This window comes from Micromonospora sp. NPDC049049, assembly GCF_040649115.1.
In the GTDB taxonomy this organism is placed as follows: domain Bacteria; phylum Actinomycetota; class Actinomycetes; order Mycobacteriales; family Micromonosporaceae; genus Micromonospora.
In genome coordinates, this window is sequence record NZ_JBEZEX010000007.1 from 165,221 (window position 1) to 185,511 (window position 20,291).

Sequence of the window (20,291 nt, forward strand, 5' to 3'; positions counted from 1 at the left end):
CATGGCGTACACGGTGGGTCAGGTCGCGAAGGTGGCCGGCGTGACGGTGCGGACGTTGCACCACTACGACGAGATCGGGTTGCTCTCGCCCAGCGGGCGCACCTCGGCGGGTTACCGCCGCTACGACGACGCGGACCTGCAACGGCTGCAACTCGTCCTGTACTACCGGGAGCTTGGTTTCCCGCTTGAGGAGATCACCGCGATCATCGACGACCCGGCGGCCGATCCGGCCGCGCACCTGCGCCGGCAGCACGAACTGCTGACGGTACGGCTCACACGGTTGCAGGAGATGGTCACGGCGATCGAGTTCGCGATGGAGGCGAGCAGGATGAACATCCAACTCACGCCGGAGGAGCGGTTCGAGGTCTTCGGTGACGTCGACCCGGAGGAGCACCGGGCCGAGGCGGAGCAGCGCTGGGGTGACACCGACGCGTACCGGGAGTCGAACCGGCGGGTGTCCCGATACACCAAGGACGACTGGCTGCGGAACAAGGCGGAGAACGAGGACTGGGGTCGGCGGATGGTCGCGGTGCTGACCTCTGGCGCCCCGGCGGACAGCCCGGAGGCGATGGGCCTGGCCGAGGAGCACCGGCAGCTCATCAGCCGCTGGTTCTACGAGTGCTCGTACGAGATCCACACCGGGTTGGCCGACATGTACCTGGCCGACGAGCGGTTCACCGCGTACTACGAGAACATCGCCGCAGGGCTGGCCGCCTATCTGCACGAGGCGATCCACGCCAACGCGATCAGCCGGGCGTGACGACGGGCGGTCCGGCTAGTCTGGCCGGACCGCACCGCCCGGGGGAGATGACAGTGCCGAAACCGAAGCTGATCGCCGTTGTCGCCGTGCTCGTGGTGGCGGTCGGTGCCGGGGCGTGGGCGCTGGTCGCCGCCGGCAACGACGACCCGGGCCCGGGTCGTCCGGCGGCGTCGGCGAGCGCCGACCCGGTCGGTGTGCTGAAGGCCGCCGCCGCGAAGGCCGACGAGCAGCCGTACAAGCTGACGGTCGGCACCGGCGGCACGGACGGGGACGCGACTGTGCTGCTCTGGGACCCGAAGGCGAAGCGTGGTCTGGAGACCACCTCGCTGAAGGTGCCCACCGGCGTGGTGAAGATCGAGCGGTTGACCACCGGGCCGGACGTGTACGTGCGGGTCACCGCCCCGGACCGCCGCGTACCGGTCTGGGACGGCAAGACCTGGTGGCACGTCGGCAAACCGGGTGCCCCGGCGGCCAAGCAGGGCCTGGACAACACCCGACTGGCCAGCACGCTGGGCGCGCCGACGGGGGCCCGGCTGACCGCCGAGCGGGAGTACGCGGGCACGCTGGACCTGCGCCAGAGCGGCGCGGTGCTGGGCAGCGGCGTGGGCAACGTGCTGGGTGACCGGGCGGGGGCGGTCCCGTTCACCGCCGCCGTTGACGAGCAGGGTCGGCTGGTCCGCTACCGCATCGAGTTGGCCAGTGAGCAGTCGCAGACCGCCCAGCTCGACCTGACGTACTCGGACTTCGGGCTGCCGGTGTCGGCGGACCCGCCGGCGGCCGACCTGGTGGGCGAGGACCCGCCGGCGAACATCCCCGGCGCCTGAGGGCGGCTCACTCCTCGACCGCCCCCTCGGTGGGGGTGACCAGGAAGTCGTAGACGGTGCGGGCCATCCGCCGGACCGTCTCGTCGCCGGTGGCCATGGGGCCGGCGGTGAGGAACGCGACGGCGGTCTCGGTGCCGGGGATCAGGTAGTAGCCGACGTCGTGTGAGGCGTCCGGCAGGTCACCGGTCTTGTGGGCCACCGGCACGCCGGGCGGCAACGCCGCCGGGATCTTCGTGTTCAGGGTCTGCTCCCGCATGAAGCCGATCATCAGGTCGCGGGAGGCGGGGGTGAGGATCTCGCCGTCCCAGACCGCGCCGAGCAGTGACACCACATCGTCCGGGCTGGTGTAGTTCTCCTCGCCGCGTTGCGCCGCCGCGCTGTCGAGCATCCGCCGGGCCAGGATGGTGGACCGCTGGTTCATCGAGTCGATCAGCGCGTTGACCGGGGCGAACCCACCCAGGTAGGTGATCAGCACGTTCGCGGCCACGTTGTCGCTGTACTTGATCAGGTACTGGGCGAGCCGGTGCACTGTGACCACCAGCGGGAACGTCTCGAACTGCAGTTGGCCGGTGCCGCCGACCACGTCCTCCGGGGTGACCAGCACACCGTCGTCGAGGAAGACCTGTCCACAGTCGACCCGGCGAAGAAGCTCGACGAGGATCCACAGTTTGATGACGCTCGCCGCCTTGGGGCGCAGCGAGCCGTTGACGGCGATCTGCTGGTCGCCGTAGCGGCCGGACAGGTCGCGCACCGTGACCCCGGCCGGGTTGAGGCTCGCGTCGGCGACCACCCGGGCGAGCTGCCCGCTGAGCGGGAACAGCCGGGCCCCGGCGACCGGGTCGGTGGGTGGCTGCGGGCTGGTCACCACCACTCCGGTCAGCGTCGTCGGCGGGCGGTGCCGCTGGATCACCTCCAGCGTGCCCTCGCTGCGCCCGATGAGCGGCACCCGGTAGCGGTAGGCGGTACCGCCGACGACGACCGCGCCGCTGGCCACCCCGGCGGCGACCCGCATGCCCGGGTCGGCGACCCGACCGGTGTCGCCGTCGCAGGCGCGGTAGCGCACCGTGTGCCCGAGCGAGTCCACAGCGAACACCCCGCCGGGAAACGACAGCCAGGACACCTCACTGGTCGGCGGGCGCTCCGGCGTCGGGTCCACCCCGGGTTCGTGGCTCTCCGCGACGGGCGCGCGGCCCGGGCCGTCCGCGGTGGCCGGCCCGGTCGTCGCGAGCACCGCGAGCGCGACCGCCGCCGTCAGCACCTTCAGGGGTACGCGGGCAGAGTTCCCCAGCAGGGAAGATGAGCGCCTCTTGTCGCTTTTTCTCACGTTTGCACGATATGAAGCGCCGGGGGCGGGTGGGACCGGCGGGACCGGCGTCACCCGTCCGGGCGGCAATGTCCCCCTCCGCGGTGGCCCGCAGGTATAACTGTGACCCACAGGTAATCACCGCTTTGCTCTGCACCCGCCGATGCGCCGGTTACGGACCGTGCCTGGCGCACGGGCGGGTGCAGAGCAAAGGTCAGCCACTCAGCCACTCACCCCGGAGGACCCGTGCTGATCATCGCCGGCAGCCTGACTGTCGAACCGGCCACCCGCGAGGCGTACCTGTCCGACTGCGAACAGGTCATCGCGCGGGCGCGCGCCACCGCCGGCTGCCTCGACTTCCTGCTGGCGGCCGACCCGTTGGAGCCCGGCCGGATCCATGTCTACGAACGCTGGGAGTCACCAGAGCAGTTGGCCGCGTTCCGGGGCTCCGGGCCGGACGACGCGCAGGAGGTCGCCATCCTCGACGCCGACGTGCGGCGCTACCTGATCGCCGGGGTCGAGGCGCCCTGACCCTGGTCACGCCGACGGTTCGGGGCCGGTGGGCAGGCCGGGTGCCATCCGGCGGATCGAGGTGAAGGTCGGCGTGAGGGCCTCGTACAGCTCGGCGAAGAGCGGCAGCAGCGCCGCGTAGGTGGCCGCGGCGGCCGGGTCGGGGCGGACCGTCTCCTCGATCCGCACCAGGTCGGCGGCGAGGTCGATGCTGGGGATCAGCCCGAGCGCCTCCATGCCGAGCAGCGCCGCCCCGAAGCTCGACCCCTCGTGCGCGGCCGGGAAGCTCACCGGCAGGCCGAGGGCGTCGGCCAGCATCTGCCGCCACAGGCCGCTGCGGGCGAAGCCGCCACCGGCCCGCACCTCCCGGACCTCGTTGCCGGCCGCGCGTACCGAGCTGAGCACCAGCGCGAGCTGTTGGCAGACGCCCTCCAACGCGGCCCGCACCAGGTGCTCGCGGCGGTGGGCGTGGGTCAGCCCCACGTACGCTCCGCGCGGCAGGGCGCTCCAGTGTGGTGCCCGTTCGCTGTGCAGGTACGGCAGCATGATGAGCCCACCTGAGCCGACCGGCGCGCGGGCCGCCAGGGCGACCAGGTCCTCCTCGGAGTGCTCGCCCAGGTCCGGGGCGAGCGCCGCGCCGGCCCACTTGAGCACGATGCCGCCGTTGTTGATCGCGCCACCGACCGCCCAGCGATGCTCGGTCAGCGCGTAGCAGAACACCCCGCCGAGCGGGTCCACGCCGGGCCGCTCGACCATCACCCGCATCGCGCCGCTGGTGCCGATCGAACAGGCCACCATGCCCGGGTGCACGGCTCCCAGACCCAGGTTCGCCAGTGGCCCGTCGCCAGCGCCGACCACCACCGGGGTGCGCTGCGGCAGGCCGGTCTCGGCCGCGGCCTGCGGGGTGAGGCTCGGCAGCACGGCGGTGGTGGCGACGAGCTGCGGGAGCTGTTCCTGGGTGATGCCGGCGATGGTCAGCGCCTCGTGATCCCACTTCAGCTCGTGGATGTCGAGCAGGCCGGTGGCCGAGGCGATCGAGTGGTCGGTGACCAGCACGCCGCAGAGCCGCAGCAGCACCCACTCCTTGATGCCCACCCAGTGCGCCACCCGCTCGAAGAGTTTCGGCTCCTGCTCGGCGAACCAGAGCAGCTTGGGCAGCGGCGACATCGGATGCATCGGCGTGCCGGTGCGCCGGTGCAGGGCCAACCCCGACGGCACCGCCCGCAACCGCTCGGCCTGCCGGGTGGACCGCGAGTCGGCCCAGGTCACCGACGGGGTGAGCGGATTGCCGTCCCGGTCCAACCCGATCAGGCTGTGCATCGCGGAGCCGAACGACAATCCGGCCACCGGCTGGACCAGCTCCGCCACGACCATGCTGATCGACTTGAGCACCGCGTCGAGGATGAGTTGTGGGTCCTGCTCGGCATAGCCGGGTTGCGGGTTGTTCAGCGGGTAGCCGACCAGGTGACTGCCGAGCTGCCGCCCGTCGGTGTCGTACGCGACGGCCTTCGTGCTGGTGGTGCCGATGTCGACCCCGATCACGACCCCGAGCAGCGTGACTGCCGGCACGACCGTCACCCCCTCGGAGAACATGAACGTCGGCATCAGTATCCCCCTATCGTGCTGGTTGCTCCGCCGATCGGGTAGTTCGCCCGTTTCGGCGTTTCCAGGTGCCGCGCCGCGCCTGTTAAACCGTGTGACACCCCAGATTGGTGGCCTGCGCGGCGAAGGAGTCGGCGTGGCAAAGACTGATTCGACGGGTTCCACGTGGCGGTACCAGTGGGCGCACCGGCAGAACGTGCGGCGGGTCAGCACGTACCGCGGCGCTGAGACGGCGTGGCGGCGACGCGACGACGAGTTACGGCGGCTACGCGCCCTGGCCGCCGACTTCCAGGGCTCGGCCGCCGCCGGTGCCGGGCTGGCATTGGAGTTGGCCGCCGACGAGGTGGTGCTCTGGGTGCTACCCGCGGCGCAACTGGTCGAGGTACGGCACACCGCTGTGCTGCCCGCGCCGGACCTCACCGTCGCCCCGGGAACCGGGCCGCTGCGCCCGCGCCGCCCGGACGGCGTACGCGTCACCGACGCCGGCATGGCCGTGATCACCAGCCGTCGGCTCGTGCTGCTCGGCGGGCGGGGCCGGCGCGACTGGGCGTACGGCCGGATAACCGGTCTGTCCCACGACCCGGCGGCCCCGGTCACCCTGATCCAGGTGCTGGACCGGCGGCGTATCTCCGGGTTGTTGCTGCCCACCGACGCCGCGCCGGACTTCCGGTTCAAGCTCACCCTGGCCTTCGCCGACGCGATCGAACAGCGCGCCGCGGTGATCGCCCAACTCGACGAGCTGATCGCCGAGCACGCCCAGCTCAAGCCGTTCCGGCCGGCCGCGGCCACCCCCGGGCAGGCGCGACTGTCGTCGTTCGTGCCCGGCGGCCGCAGGAGCATCGCGGTGGCGGCGGCCATCGCGATGCTGGTGCCGGCGGCACTCATCGAGTCGAACCCGTCCGACCCGAGAGGAGGCGCGGAGGTCGCCGCCGCAGCCACCCCGGCGCCCACCGTCAGCGCCGCACCCGCGCGGATCGGCCCGGCGCTCGCCCTGAAATCCCCGCCGCCGAAGCCGACGAAGTCACCACGCCCGTCGCCCAGCGCGACCCAGGGCCCGCGCTGCGGGGCACCGGAGAACCCACTGGGGTACGACTTCTGTGGCGGCACGCGGATCCGCAAGCCGGCCGTCGAGGTGTGCGACTGGTTCGACTGCGTACCGCAGTTCTGGTCCGGACGCGGTTACCTCGTGCAGTGCCGCGACGGTTCGGTGAGCCTGGCCGGTGGCCGGTCCACCGCCTGCGCCGGGCACCAGGGCGTACGGCGGACCATCACGAAGTGACCGATTCGGGGCCGGAAGTCCGCTTCGCTCGGCCAGAATGATCGAGTGGAGATCCGGTCTGACGATGGCGCTCGGGTGCGGGTACGCCCCGTGGGCTACCAGCCCGGCATCGACCCGCCCGACGACCTGGACGGGGCCACGCCCGGCTGGCACGACTGGCTGCTCATCGAGGTGGACGCCCGCACCGCCGACGGCCAGACCTGGTCACACCACTACCCGAGCCTCATGGTCGAGGAGGCCCGCGCGCTCGGCGGCTGGCTGCACGGGCAGGCCACCGCCGCCCTCGCGCTCAGCGCGCCACCGGCGACGGTCCGGTTCACCGAACCAAACCTGGCCCTGCGCAGCCGGGTGCTGCGCCGCCGCCGGCTGGAGCTGACAGTGGAGTTCTCCGCCGAGTCACTGCCACCGTGGATGCGCCGCCCGTCCAGCGCCATCTACCCGCTGATCCTCACCGTCTCCGCTGACGCCCTGGCCACCGCCGCCGAACACTGGGTCGAGCACTGTGAGGCGTACCCACCGCGTACCCAGTCGCGGTTCCCGACCCACGGCCCGCAGCCGTACCGCCGACGAGCCGGCTGATCACCGTCCGGTACGGTGATCGTCGTCAGCCACGAGAGGAGGTGAGCCCGGTGACCATCCACCGTCATTCCTGGGCGCTCCTCTCCGCCGTCCCCCTCAGCTGACCTCTCGCGTCGGGGAGCGCCCTCCTTTTCCGGAGGACCAATGTCTGTCTCTTCGTTCCGCATCGACGTCTCCGATGCGGTTCTCGACGACCTGCGGGCTCGACTGGCCCGTACCCGCTTCACCGACCGCAGCGGCACCCAACCGTGGCAGGGCGGCGTCGATCCCGACTACCTGCGGGACCTGGTGTCCTACTGGCACGACGGCTTCGACTGGCGGGCTCGTGAAGCCGCGCTCAACGCGTACCCCCAGCACCTGGCCCTCGTCGGCGGCCGGAAGCTGCACTTCCTACACCTCCGGGCCGCGCGCCCGGCCGGCGCGCCCGCGCCGTTGCCGTTGATCCTCAGCCACGGCTGGCCCAGCAGCTTCGTCGAGATGCTGCCGCTGGTCGACCGACTGACCGACCCCGACCGGCCCGGCGGCGCGTTCGACGTGGTGGTGCCCTCACTGCCCGGCTTCGGTTTCTCGGAGGCGCCGAACGAGCCGGTGACCCGGGCGCTGCTGGCTCGGACCCTGCACGAGCTGATGACCGACGTGCTCGGCTACCAGCGCTACGGTGCCTTCGGCGGCGACGTCGGTGGAGTGGTCACCGGCTGGCTCGGTGCCCTGTACCCGAAGCAGGTGGCCGGCATCCACATGATCCATCCACCGTTCCCGGCCAGCTTCGACGCCCGTCCGTTGTCGCCGGCCGAGCAGGCGTTCCTGGACGCCGAAGCCGCGTACGACGAGACCGACGGCGGCTACAGCGCCATCATGGGCACCCGCCCGGACACCCTGGCGGCGGCGCTGGCCGACTCGCCCGCCGGGCTGGCCGCGTGGATCGTCGACAAGTACCGGGACTGGAGCGACAACCACGGCGACCTGGCAAACAGCATCGACCGGGACACCCTGCTCACCATCATCACGCTGTACTGGGTGTCGGGCACCATCGGCTCGTCGTTCCGGCAGTACGCCGACTTCGACCACAACACACCACGACCCGACATCACCGTGCCCGCCGCGTTCACGGTGAGCACCGAACCCTCGCAGGCAAACTTCCCCAGGGAAATCGCCGAGCGGGCCTGCACCGACATCCGGCACTGGAGCGAACCGGGCCGGGGCGGGCACTTCATGCCGTTGGAGGAGCCGGATCTGCTCGCCGGTGAGCTGAGGGAATTCTTCACCTCGCTGCGCCCGTAGTCATCGCCCCGGCCCTGTAGCGTCCGGCCGTGCCGGCGGCTGTTCGGGTTCCCACCCGGACAGCCGTCGGCTTGGACTACGCGCCGATCGACGCCTTGGCGGCGTCGATGGCGTCGGACAACTCCTCGGTGTACGTGAAGCCGTCCTCGACGATGGCCATGTCGACCCCGCACTCGCGCTGCCGCGCCCGCAGCAGCGTCTCCTCCAGCGGGGCCACCGGGAAGGCCAGCGGGTCGAGGTCGGGAGCGGAGTCCAGGTCGCGGACCAGGAGCCACTTGCTCTGCTCGTCGTAGACGACCACCCCGGCGGCGATTCCCCTGGTCCATTGGTCGAAAAGGGTGGCCAGGCTGGTGGCGGCGCGAACCGAGTCCCAGGCGTCGGGTGAGATCTCGTAGCGCCAGATCTCACCCTCGTGGTCGCCGGCCAGCACGAACGTATAGAGAACGACATCAAAGAAGAACAGGGGCAGTTGGTGCCGCCAGGGGAACGGCGTGCCGATCGACAACCCCAGGTACTGGAGCGCGTCACCGTCCTCCGGCCATGGCATCCGCCACCCCACGTCGGGCAGCACCTGCCGGTCGGGCCAGCGCTGCGCGTGCAACCAGGTCAACTGCTCCGCGATGTGATCCACGCCGAAGATCCGCGTGACCTGCGCCGGTGGCTGCCCGGCGGGCGACTCGCCGTAGTCCGGCCAGTCGAGGCCGGCAGCCGTCGCCGCCAGGCGATAGTCGCGTACCGCCGCCCGCAGCACCCGCATGTCATCGAGCACCAGGAAACTCCTCCGCTGTAGGGATCACGCGCAGGCTAGCCCCGCAACGGGGGCTTCGGTGCCCGTCAAATCTCTTCTTTCGGGCGCAACGGGATACATCGATCCCGGTCGCGTTGCCTGTCACGTACGTGAGCGGTTGTACCGCGTGTGACCGTGACCTCTGTGTCCTGCGCCCCCTGGCGAATCGCCTGGGCCGAGCGCGAGAACGAGCGCCGGCAGCGCGCGTACCGCGACGCCACCGACGCCTGGCGGCACCGCGGCGACCACCTGGCGCGGCTCCGCATCGAAGCCGCCAGCTTCCTCGGGTGTACGCAGCCACGCACCGGCCTACCGGTGGAGCTTGACGACGACGAACTCGTCTTCCGCGTCCTCCCCGTCGCCACGCTGGTCGAGGCGGAGGCGCGGCACGTCCCCGGCCTGCCCAGGCCGGGCGGCTCCTGTTCCTTCGCTGAGCCCTCTTCGGAGGACCTGCCGCCGGGCCTACGGATCGTCGACACGGGCATGGCCGTGGTGACCAGTCGACGCGTCGCCTTCGGCGGACGGGAGCACCGGCGCGAGTGGCGGTACGCCGATTTGATCGGCCCCGCCCACCACCCCGATGTGCCGGTCACCCTGCTGCCCGACCGCTGTCGACTTGACGGGCTGCTGGTCCCGGCCGGTGCCGTGGTGAACTTCCGCTTCTATCTCACCCTCGCGACTGCCGACGATCGCGCTGCCGTCATCGCGCAGATGGACGCGCTGCTGGCCGCGCACCGGGCCGCTCCGCCCGCGCCTCCTCTGCTGGTGGACCCCGACGACGCGCCGCTGACGGCGGTACGCCCCGACCGCCGGGCGCTCGGGGCTGCCGCCGTCGCCGCCGTGGTGGTCGTGACGCTCGGACCGGGCGCTCTGGGACCCAACGCTCTGGGGCCCGGCGCGTGGGGTCCTCGCGGGCCGGTGCCCACGGCGGAGACCATCGCCTTGGACGTGCCGACAGCTGGGGCGGTTCTTGTTCCGACCGGTCCGGTGGCACCCAGGTCGCGGGTCGGCTCGGCCGACAGCGCGGTATGGAACCCGCCGTCCGTCCCGCTTGCCAGGCCGTCCGCCTCGGCAGATGTCTCCACAGTGCCGTCACCGGTGGTGGCGGTGGCCCTGCCGCCGGCCGCTACGCCGTCCGTCGTGCCGACCCCGTCGGCCACTTCGGTGCCGACGACAGCCCCTACGACAGTCCCGCCCGCTTCGGCTCCTCCGACGCCGCCCGTCGCGTCGGCCTCGCCGGTGCCGACTGCGACCGCAACGCCTACTCCTACGCCCTCGCCGGATCCCGGGTTGCTGGCTATCTGCCTGGACCCTGTTCAGCTGCCGGTGCTGGACCCGCTGCTCTGCCCGTCTCCGACGCCCTGATCGGCGGCTCTGCCTGCCGTCTGCTCAGTTTATGGCGCTGAAGTCGGGGACGGTGAGGGAGCCGTCCTCCGCGAGGGTGAAGCCCGGGTTCCAGGCGATCTCCCAGAGGTGGCCGTCCGGGTCGGCGAAGTAGCCGGCGTAGCCGCCGTAGAAGGTCTCCCGAGCTGGCTTGGTCACCGTCGCGCCGGCCTTGGTCGCAGTGGCGATCACCTCGTCGACTTCGGCTTGGGAGCGGACGTTCTGGGCGAGGGTCATCGCGCCGGTGCCCGGACCTTCGATGCCCGCGTCCTCGGCGAGCTTGTCGCGGCCCCAGAGGACGAGAGCCAAGCCGCCGGCCTGGAAGAAGACCGTCTCCTCGACCTCCTGGCCTCGCCAGCCGAGCTGCTCGTAGAAGGCTTTCGCGCGGGCCACGTCCGCGACTCCCAGGGTGATGAGGCTGATCCGCTGCTCCATGGTCTTCAACCTAACGCTAGGAGCTCTCTCGCACCCCTTCATCCCATAGCATTGATGCTATGAGTGATCGCCTGGACTGGAACGACCTGCGTGAGCGCCGGATGGCGGAGCCCGGCGCAGCCGAGACCTACGAGGCAACCCGGATCGCCTTCAAGCTGGGTCAGGAGGTGCGCCACCTGCGCGAAGGGCACGGCTGGAGTCAGAGCCAGTTGGCGCGCGCTGCGGGGATGACTCAGTCCGCGGTGGCCCGGTTCGAGGCAGGCGGGACCGTACCGACCTTGCCGGTCCTGGAGCGGCTAGCTCGGGCCCTGGACCGGCGGCTGGACGTGAGATTCTCGCCGAACATGGAGTCGGCTTGACTCCAGGTGAGGCTCACCGCACTGCATGATCCGGACAATCTTTGCGAGAAGGAGCTACTTGTTCGAGGTGTCTGCTGGTTCAAGCCAGTGCCTGCCTGCCGGCGACCGCCAGTCGCTACCTCGGCAGAAGCAGAGCAAAGAAAAAGAGGGGCAGTAGCCTTGCGGCGGGTGCCCCTCTGTGTCTGCCGATAATCATACAGTACTCGACTGGTGCATGGCGGAACGTGGTCTGGAACGCCTCCTCAACTAGCCTACGCACGTGGCCACCCCCACCGCACCGGGATCATCCGTGACCTACGACCGTAATGCCATCGCCCGCATGATCGACTTCTTCACCATTGATGGCACCCCCTGGCCACGAAGGCTGTGGGACGTTGGCTCGCTATTGGGGCTGGAGGAGCTGTGGGAGGCTGGTTCGTGGGCAGCGCAGAAAGTACTTTCGACTGCCGCTTGTGACTGGCAGCGTAATGAGCTGCGGACGATCGTTGGTCCTGATGTCGGACTAGGACAGAAGGAGCTCCGCAGAGAGTTGACGACTCTGCTCGCCGCGCCATTGCCCGATCCGAGCCCAGCTCGACGGCGGCTCAAGGAGCTTATCGAGCATGCACGTTCGGGCTATGTGGATCGTTGGGCGGCAGCGGTTGATACAACTCCCGCTGAACGGCCCAAGCCGGAGAGGCTTGCACGGACGGTTGCCTCGCACCTTTTGGATCTCGGCTACGACGCCAACCATCTTGCGGCCTGGGCCAACGAGCTCAATGCGCGCCAGGCAACCGCGCTCGAGGTCGTGCAATCCGCTGCGACGTTGGCCAAAGCGTCTGAGCATTCGTTCGATGTGCTTGTGGTCCTACTTGCTGTGCCGGAGCGACCCCTCGCCGAGCAGCAGCCGAACTGGACCGCCAAAGGCAAAGTCATCGAATGGCTGAAAGAGCACAATTTCAGTGTTCAGGGCCTCCGGGTTGGTGGGGGCTTCCGCTACCAAGTGAACGCGCTGGATGCGTATGGTGCGGCTAATCAGGCCCGCGAGATGGTCGAGCGGATGGTAGCGCGCTCGTCATTCCAGCGGAGCAATCGCGGCGGCATCGTCGCTGCGCCAAATATATGGGTCGGCGGTCATCCTCAACCGATTTCACTGCTCCCTCCAGCCCGGGGAGCTAACATTCTCGCTCTGGTTCACGAGGGGCACCTCTATCGAGTCGATGGAGAGCGGAGGCTGATTGATGACGCGCTGGAGTTGGCGGCGCCGCTCAACCAGGGCGCGCTAGGCCCTGCGGTCGCTGGCGGCTGGGCGGCCGTGGAATCGCTGTTGACTCACCCTGACGATCCCCAGGAAGAAGAGCGCTCTGGCAAGGCCGTCGCTGCCGATCGTCTCGCGGCGATCATTGCCTGCTCCTGGCCGCGAGCCGAGCTGACGGCATTGGCGCACCGTCACAGCCCGGCGCAGCCTGATGAGCTCAGCGCAGCTTTGGACGGCTGTACTACCAATATCGAGCGAGCGCGAACAGTGGCGGAAGGACTCAAGTCCGGATCGCTGCGCCCCCGACCGTCCGGACGCAAGCTTCAACGGCACAGCGACATGGCAGCAATCGACCGGATGGCTCGCGTCGTTGACGATCCACGTCGGGAGCTGAACGAGGCGGTCAAAACATTCAGGGTCGCTTTACGAAGGTTGTACCGGACCCGAAACATCGTTTTACATGGCGGTTCAACCAAGGGCGTGGCCTTGCAAGCCACCTTACGTATCGGCGCCCCCTTGGTCGGTGCCGGTCTAGACAGGTTGGCGCACGCTGCGCTTACCGAGGGAATTCGTCCACTCGACTTGGCTGCCCGGGCAGAGCTTGCTCTGAAGTTGGTTGGTGGGGAGACTGCACTGTCTGTTGTTGAGTTGCTAGAACCAAGACGTGGGTAGCGTTCAGAAATAGGAAAAGGGGCAGCGACCGGACTTGCCGGTGGGTGCCCCTTTAATCCTTGGTGAAGCCGACCTGGCAGGCCCCAATCGGTCCGTTGCTCATTGTGCGCAGCCCGTTAGCGTCGATCGTTGGTTGTCAGTCCGCTGTGTTCGTTGGGCGGATGGATTGGAGCCAAACGCGAGGACCGCCATTGTCGAGTTGCCAGAAGCTCCAGCCGTTGCGGTTGTCGTTAACACTGGGGTTGAGGTGGCGGACGACCGCGCGCGCCGCACCTGTAGGAGTCTTGAAGGACTCGCCCTTGAGTGGCCCGTCGGTGATTTCTACCCGGGCCGGGGCGAAGTAGAGGCCGCGCGTTCGGTGCCCCTCGTAATCAGCGTAGATCGGTACGCCGCCGGCAGCGCGGGTCGGCTCCTCGCTGCCAAGTGGGCTGTCGGCGACCAATCGCCGCACGATTTCACCCTCCGTAACGTGCGCCATCCGTGCCGCGAACGCCACGAAGCGTTTGGTGCTGTCGTCCACCTCGATCGTTGCCATCCTTGACCCTCCTTGCAAAGAAGCTAGCGCAGCAAGAAGAGAAAAGCAAGCATATCAAGCAAGATCAGCGCTCCTTGCGGCCGGTGTTGGGGTCGAGCTGGGTACCGCCCGAAGTTGGACGTCAGTCAGTTGCGTCCCATACGCAGCCCCGGGATGTCAGCTAGGCGGCGATGGTTCGGGCGGTGGTGTAGACGTCGGCGGGTAGGGCGTGGTGGAGCTGCCACAGGACGCGCATGGGTCGGTCACCGGTGTGCGAGTCGTACGTCGTGGTGCCGGCGTACAGGTAGGGCGGTGCGCCCAGGTCGCGGTCGGCGATGCGGGTCTCCCGAATGAAGAGGTGCACTGTCGACCCACCTGACGTGTAGCGCTGCCCGGTCACCGACGCCGAGGAAGTCGTGCTCTGCGACTCCCACTGGAACAGGGTGTCGGTGATGGCCCGGTCGGCGTACATGGTGGTGGGGGAGTAGTGGGCTTCCGACTTGACCAGGGTGACGAAGAACAGGTCGGCTTGGGCGTCGGGCAGCCACTTCACCCCCTCGCGTAGCGATCCCGGGTTGGTCATGCCGAAGGCGGCGCATGCCTCGTTGCGGCTGTACCGGGCGTGCACCCGCAGCGGCACCGTCCCCGCCGCGAGCGTGGGCGTAACCCGGTGGATGCGGTCCCGCAGGACCTCGGCGACCTGCCGTAGCTCGGCGCGGCGGGCCGGTTCCTTCCACAGCCGCGCCAGCCGTTCGTCCCGCGTTGGTAGTGGTGCGTTCGGCCCCCAGAGGCTGAAGTGCAGCATGTCGAGCAGTCGGCTGTTGCCCGCGTACACCTGCTGACCTGGCGCGGGCGGTCCGGCCGCAACCTTCGTCAGCAGCTCCAGCCGGTCGACGTCGTCAGTGTGGAGCATGCGACCGATGGCCCGGCCCAACTCCCGGTCGTCCGGGCCGGGCGCGGCCCTCTCGACGCCGGCGAGCCGCCGCAGCCCGGTCCAGCCGCCGATGCTGGCTGATCGGTACACGTCTTCGATCTCCAGGCCGGTTTCACGCAGGAACGTCGCTAGGGTGACGTCGCCGAGTTGCCGCAGCTCAGACACCAGGCCGGCCTTCGAGGTGGGCAGCGCCGACTTCAGGTTGGCGAGGACGACCTCCTTCGCTACCCGGTCCAGTTCGACGTGGCAGCCGCTGGGCAGGCTCGGGAAGTCGTCGCGTACGGCCTCGGTGATCGCCCGTCGGCTCACCCCGGTCAGGGCACGCCACCGTAGGTCGAAGCGGAAGTTGGCGTTCTGCCCGCCGATGAAATCGAGCACGGTAAGACAGGGCTTGTCGTCGTCGAGTCGCAGCCCACGGCCGAGCTGTTGCAGGAAGATCGTGGCGCTCTCGGTGGGCCGCAGCATCAGGATCGTGTCGACCATCGGCAGGTCAACGCCCTCGTTGAAGAGGTCCACTGTGAAGAGCACCCGCAGTTTGCCAGCTTTGAAGTCCCGCAACAGCCCGGCGCGATCGGTGCCGGCTCGCGAGGTCACCGCCGCAGACGGCACGCCGTGGTCGTTGAACCACTTGGCCATGAACTCGGCGTGCCCGATGCTCACGCAGAACCCGAGCGCCCGCATCCGCCCGACGTCCACCTTGTCGCTGACCGCGCGCAACACCGACCGCGCCCGTGCGTGGTTGCCGGTGTAGACGACGTCCAGCTCCGCCGGGTCGTAGCCCTGGCCGCGTTTCCAGGCGAGGTGCGACAGGTCCACGTCGTCGTGCAGCCCGAAGTACTGGAACGGCGACAACAACTGCCGCTCCAACGCGTCCCACAGGTGCAGCTCAACTGCCGCGCGCCCGTCGAACCACCGGCGCACGTCGCCGCCGTCGGCCCGGTCGGGGGTCGCGGTCAGTCCCAGGAGTACGCGGGGTCGCAGCCGCTCCAACAATCGCGTGTACGTCGGTGCTTCGGCGTGGTGGAACTCGTCCACGATCACCATGTCGTACGCCTCGGGGTCGACCTCGCGGCGGTGCAGCGACTGGATGGAGGCGAAGACGTGCTTCCAACCGTTCGGTTTCTCGCCCGCGACAAGCGTCTCGCCGAAGCTACCGTCGCCCATGACCTGCCGGAACGTGGACAGGCTCTGCCGCAGGATCTGCTCCTGATGAGCGACGAAGAGCAGCGAGTCTGCTCGTTTCGCCTTGTGCAGCCGGCGATAGTCCAGGGCAGCGACGACGGTCTTGCCGGTGCCCGTCGCCATCACCACCAGGTTGCGCCAGCGCCCGTGCACCAGGCGCTCGGCGTCCAGGTCGGCAAGGATCTCCGCCTGATACGGGTACGGGCGCACGTCCAGGTTCGAGATCGCAGTCGGTGCGTCGTCGCGACGTTCCCCGCTCAACGCATGCCGTAGCCGCTCGGCGTCCCTGGTCGCGTCGTACGCCTCGAACGCCGGATCGTTCCAGTAGTCCTCGAACGTCGCCGTGAAGGTGTCGATGACGTGCGGCTGCTCGATGTTCGAGATGCGGACGTTCCACTCCACGCCGTCCACCAGCGCGGTCTTCGACAGGTTCGACGAGCCGACGTAAGCGGTGGTGGTGCCGTTGGTGCGGCGGAAGAGCCATGCCTTGGCGTGCAGCCGGGTTGTCCGCGTCTCGTACGACACCTTGACCTCTGCGCCCAGCTCCTTGAGCCGGTCTAGCGCTCGCTGATCGGTAGCGCCGAGGTAGGTGGTGGTGATGACGCGAACCTTGCCGCCTCGGGCGATCAGCTCGCGGATAGCTGGCTCGACGATGCGCAGGCCGTACCACTTGATGAACGCGCAGAGCAGGTCGACGCTCTCGGCCGAGGCCATCTCGTGGTTGACCTCGTGGCCGATGCGCGGCTGGTGGCGGCCATTGACCAGCAGCGCTCCGGTGGAGAGGGGAGTGGTGGGGCGCTGCGGGAAGGCTGGTAGTGCCGGTGGGGTTGGCGGGGCGGCGATGGCGTGGAGCAGGTGTTTGGCGTCGGTGACCTGGTCCTGATCGGTCGCTGCCTTGGGGCTCAGGGTGGCGATGGCGTCAGCGATCTGGTTCGCCATTGCGATCTGGTGGTGGAGCTTGTCGTCGCCACCGGGTACGGATTGGAGAGCGCGGGCAGCCAAGGTGGCGATGTGCCGGGCGAGGGTGTTGTGCGCGTCGGCAGGGTCGAGGTTGTGGTGCTGGACCAGAGCGGGGTCGACGTGCTGGAGGCGCGTGGCCAGCTCACGGGTGATCAGGTGCTCGTACACACCCCGCTCAAGATCCGTCATCGTGCCAGCTAAACAGCTAGGGCGCTCAAGTGTGGACCCGACGCACCGTGCACCTAGGTTGCGGCCAGCACGGGAAGCAGTCCCGCTGATTGCAAGCGCTCGTATGCCATCCGGATATGTGCCGGGGTGAACAATCTCGCTTTGCGGCCACTCCAAGCCTGGACTCGCTCGATCAACTCACCGAGTTCATTGGTCGGAGGTGCCAGTTCGGCGGCGTAGTGGACGGTGGCCAGCAGTTCGAGACTGTATGGCGCCTCGAAGCCCTCGACTAAGCTGGCCAGTCGTTCCAGTGAATGCATTGCTGACGAGCAGCTGTCCGGTTCCAACCATGCCGACACGGCCTGGGTCGTTCCGGCTGTCAGGCGGATTGGTTGGAAATCTTCAACCCGGGCGCTGCGGTCGCCGAAGCCAGTCAGGTAATGCCCTTCAAGTCGGTCGAGAACCTGGTTTAGGTTATCGGCATAAGGTCCATATCGGCCCCGGCTGAATTGGAGCCGGAGCGGCTGCCCCAAAACCTGAAGGAAGTATGCGATCTTTTGGATCTCAAGCACGGTCACCCCGTCGCGAGGCTCCAGCGCCCCTGCTCGATCGAGATAGCGCTCGATGGCGGAGAGGAGGGTGGCACGGCCAGGAGTCAGTGGAGGCTTAGTCGTTGCCACTGGCATGTCCGAGGGGTCGGGAGCACCTTCAGGCGGAAACAGTAGAACTCGAACCTCTGGCAGCGCAGCGAAGCTCCGCTCTATCAAAGGCCGGATCTCGTCCCAGTCCAGCCCTCCGTTGCCGCAACCGAGCGCGGGCACAGCGAGCGAGGAGATCCCATGGTCACGGACGAGGCGGACGAGGTCATCGAGGCCCTCCTCGATGTCCGTCAGCTTTGAGCTGGTGCGCCAGTGACCTTTCGTCGGAAAGTTGATCACGTAGCGTCTGGGGCCTAGGAGGGCTGAGTCAAATAGGAACATATGGCCTAGTTTGACCTCTTTGGCCGCGCAGGCTGCCCGGTAGGCGGCGTAGTTCGCCGGGTAGGCGCGCTTGAACTGCAGAGCTATCCCCTTGCCCATCACACCCACGGTGTTGACGGTGTTGACCAGGGCCTCGACGTCAGCGGTTAGCAGGTTGCCGTGAGCGATGACGATCATTCGCGTGCCTCCCCCCGTCGGAACCCGTAGTACCAGTCAGGCCTGACATCAACGTACGCGTCGATGATGCCAGCATCACGTAAGACCTGCCTCAGATGTTCCTGTCGCGCCGGCGTCCGTACGACGTAGCCGGCCAGTAGGTCGAGAGGAAACTCACGGTGGATAAGCAGCTCAGCCATGCGACGTCGGACGCGATCGGGGTCTTCGGGCAGGTTCCTCCAGATCCGCTCGCGCATCAGCGCCCAGTCGACAAGTTCGGCAAGATCGTCCAGAGATCCTGAGAACCTCGTCAGGGTTGCGGCGCAGTTGCCATCGCTCGCGACCCAGCTCAACTGCGCATGATGCACCCTCTCGAGCGAACTCACTAGGTAGACCAGAGGATCGTCCCCGTCTGGGTAACACCCCTGCGTTCCGTCCTGATGCTCCCGGGCAATACGGAACATCATGGGTGAACGCGGGGCGAAGTAGAAGGGCACGTAGTCGGCCACCGCTCCCCCTGGAGGGCATGGGACGGCTCGCCGGCGGCGGCTGGCTTTGATGTCGGGAGCGCCGACGTTCGTGGCAAGCCTGGTGCCGACCATGCTGTCAGCGAAGAGCCGACCTGCGGCGAGGATGGCCGGCAAGTTCTCAATATGAGTAAAGTGCAGAATGGTCCTAGTTCCGCTTGGCTGACCGGGCGGCCGCGGCATCGATCAGTCCAAGTCGGCTGGATCGATGCGGGCCTTAACTTCTGCGTGCTCGGCAAGTAGATAGAGCAGGTTCGAGCCGTCAATCAGCTCTAGTGGTTTGCCGGAGGCGAAACCGTACGAGGCTGGGCCGTATCCGCTTGTTGTCACCAAGATGCCCTTCGACGCGCCTTCGTTCTGCAGCGTTCCGTATAGGTCGCGAACGGAAGAAACGTCGACAGTGTTCCGGTAGCGTTTGGCCTGAATCACGACCTTCCCCCCGAAAATGGGTCGAGGATCAAAGGCCACACAATCCACGCCACCGTCCCGTGACGCGCGTGTTTGTTTGGTATCGAGACCCATCTTGGCGAACAGGTTCTGGATGAGGCTTTCGAACTCGCTCGGCGTTAGCTTTAGAAGGTTTGGCCTCTGGTCGAGGTCGGCAAGAACGTCAACCTCGTCGATGAATCGCTTGTCGACCATGTCGAATTCAAGCACTGGTCGAACTGGTGCAAGGGCCTCGGGGCGCTTCGACACCGAAGCGTTAAGGTGTTGCAGGCATGCGGCCGGGTCCACGCTGCGGAGAGTCAGTGCCGTGAACACCTCTCGGGTCGTCCGGAGTGTTACAAGGCAGGGTTGAACAGCAGTGCCAGTGCGCGGGTCGGTTGTGTCGACTATGCCGTTGAAGACGATCGTGTCTACCAGCCCGGCTCGGTCGGACTCGAAGAGTTCGTGGATGGTCCGCAGAGTCACTTGGCTCACGGTGCTTGCGTAGCGCTCCTTTACTTCCTTCGCTGGTCGCGCCGCGGTGCCGATTTCATCGCGCACCTTGACGTAGCGGTACTCTCGTACCGCTGGAATGACGTCCAATGTCGGCAAATGGTATTCCACCACGAGTTGCCGGGACTCGGGCACATACGCCAGCCGGTAGTGTTGGGGGAAGTCGTCGGGGTAGACCGAGTTGCCGAGCACCATGCCGAAGTAGTCCACCACCGCTGCGGGGTCTCCGGCAGCCACTGCGGCTGCGAAGCGTTCGACCTCGGCGTTGTGCGCCGTGATCTCGGCCTCGACTTTCGCCCGATCCTGTTGGTACCCCTGGTACGCGGTAGCCAACCGGTGCTGCCGTTCGGCCTCTGCGGCTGCGTGCTGCGCCTGGGCCTGTCCGAAGGCATGGCGCGCCTGAGCGAGGTGCTGCTGATATTTGGCCTGGCCGCCGAATAGCTTCCCAATGCCCGATGGGGCAACCGGTTCGAAGCGTCGCCAATCTGGTGGTGGCAGGGGAGTGCCGAGAGACCCCGGCTGGAAGGGCGGGTGCTTTACAGATTTTCGAAGCCGCCGGAAATCAATGTGGTCGTCTACGTCAAGAGTGGCCAGCAGCAAGCCATCGAGCTCGTCTATGCGCGCCTGCAAATCTGAGTTGTTTGCCGCGACCTCGGCATTGCGCGCCTCCGCGTAGAGTCGCTTACGCTCTCGTTCATCTGCGGCGGACGCACGCTCTGCGGCCTTCCTGGCGCGGTCTGCTTCGCGGCGAAGGTGCTGATGGTGCCGGTAGGCGGCGGCTTGAGCCTGCCTCTGGGCGCGCTCCTGGCGAGCCTGCGCCCGCTGCATTTCCTTGAGAATCCCCACGCTATTCCTAAGGTCGCGACAACTGCGGTCCGGACACCATAGCCAGCGAGTGAGCGTCCCGATACCCGCCTTGT

At 68.0% G+C, this 20,291-nt stretch carries 18 protein-coding genes; 9 read left to right on the forward strand and 9 right to left on the reverse strand.

Features of this window, described 5'->3' with window-relative positions; genetic code table 11:
• The first annotated feature begins 1 nt into the window (after position 1).
• Positions 2-760, forward strand: a complete 759-nt coding sequence (locus AB0B68_RS10465) for a MerR family transcriptional regulator (protein ID WP_357259168.1) — start codon at positions 2-4, stop codon at positions 758-760.
• A 53-nt stretch (positions 761-813) separates the two neighbouring features.
• The gene (locus tag AB0B68_RS10470) at positions 814-1,584 is read left to right on the forward strand and encodes a hypothetical protein (RefSeq protein WP_357259171.1); all 771 of its coding nucleotides are present in this window, start codon (positions 814-816) and stop codon (positions 1,582-1,584) included.
• A gap of 7 nt (positions 1,585-1,591) precedes the next feature.
• Here the strand turns inward: AB0B68_RS10470 and AB0B68_RS10475 are convergent, their stop codons facing one another.
• Positions 1,592-2,908, reverse strand: coding sequence for a serine hydrolase (locus tag AB0B68_RS10475; protein WP_357259175.1), 1,317 nt, complete (start codon positions 2,906-2,908; stop codon positions 1,592-1,594).
• A gap of 225 nt (positions 2,909-3,133) precedes the next feature.
• Here AB0B68_RS10475 and AB0B68_RS10480 point away from each other — a divergent pair, with 225 nt between their 5' ends.
• Entirely contained in the window at positions 3,134-3,418 is a 285-nt protein-coding gene (locus tag AB0B68_RS10480; protein ID WP_355005518.1) for an antibiotic biosynthesis monooxygenase, read from the forward strand.
• Positions 3,419-3,424: 6 nt separating this feature from the next.
• On the opposite strand, the gene AB0B68_RS10485 is transcribed toward AB0B68_RS10480, so the two are convergent.
• Complete coding sequence (locus AB0B68_RS10485; protein ID WP_357259178.1) at positions 3,425-5,002, reverse strand: gluconokinase; 1,578 nt, start codon at positions 5,000-5,002, stop codon at positions 3,425-3,427.
• Between the two features lie 133 nt (positions 5,003-5,135).
• On the opposite strand from AB0B68_RS10485, the gene AB0B68_RS10490 reads away from it, so the two are divergent.
• The 3 genes from AB0B68_RS10490 (at position 5,136) to AB0B68_RS10500 (ending at position 8,138) form a co-directional block, all read left to right on the forward strand.
• Positions 5,136-6,278 carry a hypothetical protein gene (locus AB0B68_RS10490; protein ID WP_357259181.1) on the forward strand — a complete coding sequence of 381 codons (1,143 nt, stop codon included), beginning with the start codon at positions 5,136-5,138 and terminating at the stop codon, positions 6,276-6,278.
• 45 nt (positions 6,279-6,323) lie between these two features.
• A complete protein-coding gene (locus tag AB0B68_RS10495) occupies positions 6,324-6,857 on the forward strand; it encodes a hypothetical protein (RefSeq protein WP_357204279.1) in 534 nt (177 codons plus the stop codon).
• 144 nt (positions 6,858-7,001) lie between these two features.
• A complete protein-coding gene (locus tag AB0B68_RS10500) occupies positions 7,002-8,138 on the forward strand; it encodes an epoxide hydrolase family protein (protein ID WP_357259184.1) in 1,137 nt (378 codons plus the stop codon).
• Positions 8,139-8,214: 76 nt separating this feature from the next.
• Here AB0B68_RS10500 and AB0B68_RS10505 read toward each other — a convergent pair whose 3' ends face one another.
• On the reverse strand, positions 8,215-8,907 hold the full coding sequence (locus tag AB0B68_RS10505; RefSeq protein ID WP_357259187.1) for a hypothetical protein: 693 nt from the start codon (positions 8,905-8,907) through the stop codon (positions 8,215-8,217).
• A 153-nt stretch (positions 8,908-9,060) separates the two neighbouring features.
• Between AB0B68_RS10505 and AB0B68_RS10510 the strand changes: the two genes are divergently transcribed.
• Entirely contained in the window at positions 9,061-10,290 is a 1,230-nt protein-coding gene (locus AB0B68_RS10510) for a hypothetical protein (RefSeq protein ID WP_357259190.1), read from the forward strand.
• Between the two features lie 24 nt (positions 10,291-10,314).
• Here AB0B68_RS10510 and AB0B68_RS10515 read toward each other — a convergent pair whose 3' ends face one another.
• Positions 10,315-10,743: a VOC family protein gene (locus AB0B68_RS10515; protein WP_357259193.1), complete on the reverse strand. Its 429-nt coding sequence runs from the start codon at positions 10,741-10,743 to the stop codon at positions 10,315-10,317.
• A gap of 59 nt (positions 10,744-10,802) precedes the next feature.
• On the opposite strand from AB0B68_RS10515, the gene AB0B68_RS10520 reads away from it, so the two are divergent.
• Positions 10,803-11,102 (forward strand): helix-turn-helix transcriptional regulator, encoded by a 300-nt coding sequence (locus AB0B68_RS10520; protein WP_357259196.1) that lies wholly within the window; start codon positions 10,803-10,805, stop codon positions 11,100-11,102.
• 259 nt (positions 11,103-11,361) lie between these two features.
• Positions 11,362-13,011: an integrase gene (locus AB0B68_RS10525; RefSeq protein ID WP_357195002.1), complete on the forward strand. Its 1,650-nt coding sequence runs from the start codon at positions 11,362-11,364 to the stop codon at positions 13,009-13,011.
• Between the two features lie 136 nt (positions 13,012-13,147).
• Here the strand turns inward: AB0B68_RS10525 and AB0B68_RS10530 are convergent, their stop codons facing one another.
• From AB0B68_RS10530 to AB0B68_RS10550, 5 genes are all read right to left on the reverse strand, one after another.
• Positions 13,148-13,546: a hypothetical protein gene (locus AB0B68_RS10530; RefSeq protein WP_357194999.1), complete on the reverse strand. Its 399-nt coding sequence runs from the start codon at positions 13,544-13,546 to the stop codon at positions 13,148-13,150.
• A gap of 160 nt (positions 13,547-13,706) precedes the next feature.
• The gene (locus tag AB0B68_RS10535) at positions 13,707-16,790 is read right to left on the reverse strand and encodes a DUF3427 domain-containing protein (protein ID WP_357259199.1); all 3,084 of its coding nucleotides are present in this window, start codon (positions 16,788-16,790) and stop codon (positions 13,707-13,709) included.
• 53 nt (positions 16,791-16,843) lie between these two features.
• Complete coding sequence (locus AB0B68_RS10540; protein WP_357259202.1) at positions 16,844-17,926, reverse strand: macro domain-containing protein; 1,083 nt, start codon at positions 17,924-17,926, stop codon at positions 16,844-16,846.
• Positions 17,923-18,615 carry a DUF4433 domain-containing protein gene (locus tag AB0B68_RS10545; protein WP_357259205.1) on the reverse strand — a complete coding sequence of 231 codons (693 nt, stop codon included), beginning with the start codon at positions 18,613-18,615 and terminating at the stop codon, positions 17,923-17,925. Before AB0B68_RS10545 ends, AB0B68_RS10540 begins: the two co-directional genes overlap by 4 nt.
• Positions 18,616-18,618: 3 nt before the next feature.
• The gene (locus tag AB0B68_RS10550) at positions 18,619-20,217 is read right to left on the reverse strand and encodes a restriction endonuclease (protein ID WP_357259208.1); all 1,599 of its coding nucleotides are present in this window, start codon (positions 20,215-20,217) and stop codon (positions 18,619-18,621) included.
• Positions 20,218-20,291 lie beyond the last annotated feature (74 nt).

Bases quoted from the DNA above. Each gene is read 5' to 3' on its own strand.
- AB0B68_RS10485 (WP_357259178.1), bottom strand. From the start codon at position 5,002: ATGCCGACGTTCATGTTCTCCGAGGGGGTGACGGTCGTGCCGGCAGTC.
- AB0B68_RS10520 (WP_357259196.1), top strand. From the start codon at position 10,803: ATGAGTGATCGCCTGGACTGGAACGACCTGCGTGAGCGCCGGATGGCG.
- AB0B68_RS10515 (WP_357259193.1), bottom strand. From the start codon at position 10,743: ATGGAGCAGCGGATCAGCCTCATCACCCTGGGAGTCGCGGACGTGGCC.
- AB0B68_RS10465 (WP_357259168.1), top strand. From the start codon at position 2: ATGGCGTACACGGTGGGTCAGGTCGCGAAGGTGGCCGGCGTGACGGTG.
- AB0B68_RS10530 (WP_357194999.1), bottom strand. From the start codon at position 13,546: ATGGCAACGATCGAGGTGGACGACAGCACCAAACGCTTCGTGGCGTTC.
- AB0B68_RS10500 (WP_357259184.1), top strand. From the start codon at position 7,002: ATGTCTGTCTCTTCGTTCCGCATCGACGTCTCCGATGCGGTTCTCGAC.
- AB0B68_RS10540 (WP_357259202.1), bottom strand. From the start codon at position 17,926: ATGATCGTCATCGCTCACGGCAACCTGCTAACCGCTGACGTCGAGGCC.
- AB0B68_RS10545 (WP_357259205.1), bottom strand. From the start codon at position 18,615: ATGCCGCGGCCGCCCGGTCAGCCAAGCGGAACTAGGACCATTCTGCAC.
- AB0B68_RS10535 (WP_357259199.1), bottom strand. From the start codon at position 16,790: ATGACGGATCTTGAGCGGGGTGTGTACGAGCACCTGATCACCCGTGAG.